Source organism: Caldisalinibacter kiritimatiensis (assembly GCF_000387765.1).
GTDB classification, from domain to species: domain Bacteria; phylum Bacillota; class Clostridia; order Tissierellales; family Caldisalinibacteraceae; genus Caldisalinibacter; species Caldisalinibacter kiritimatiensis.
In genome coordinates, this window is record NZ_ARZA01000120.1 from 1 (window position 1) to 244 (window position 244).

The following is a 244-nucleotide window of genomic DNA, read 5'->3' on the forward strand; positions in this document are numbered from 1 at the left end:
ATGCGCCTATAGCTCAGCTGGATAGAGCAACGGACTTCTAATCCGTGTGTCGGGGGTTCGAATCCTCCTAGGCGCACCAGTTGTGGTGGGTATAGCTCAGTTGGTTAGAGCGCCAGATTGTGGCTCTGGAGGCCATGGGTTCGAATCCCATTATCCACCCCATATTATGACCCATTAGCTCAGTTGGTAGAGCACCTGACTTTTAATCAGGGTGTCCGGCGTTCGAGTCGCCGATGGGTCACCA

The 244-nt window shown here is 53.7% G+C and carries 3 tRNA genes; all 3 read left to right on the forward strand.

The window, feature by feature from the left end:
* The first annotated feature begins 2 nt into the window (after positions 1–2).
* The 3 genes from L21TH_RS05850 (at position 3) to L21TH_RS05860 (ending at position 244) form a co-directional block, all read left to right on the forward strand.
* A tRNA-Arg gene (locus tag L21TH_RS05850) sits at positions 3–79 on the forward strand.
* Between the two features lie 6 nt (positions 80–85).
* Positions 86–162, forward strand: a tRNA-His gene (locus L21TH_RS05855).
* Positions 163–168: 6 nt separating this feature from the next.
* Positions 169–244: transfer RNA gene (locus tag L21TH_RS05860), tRNA-Lys, on the forward strand.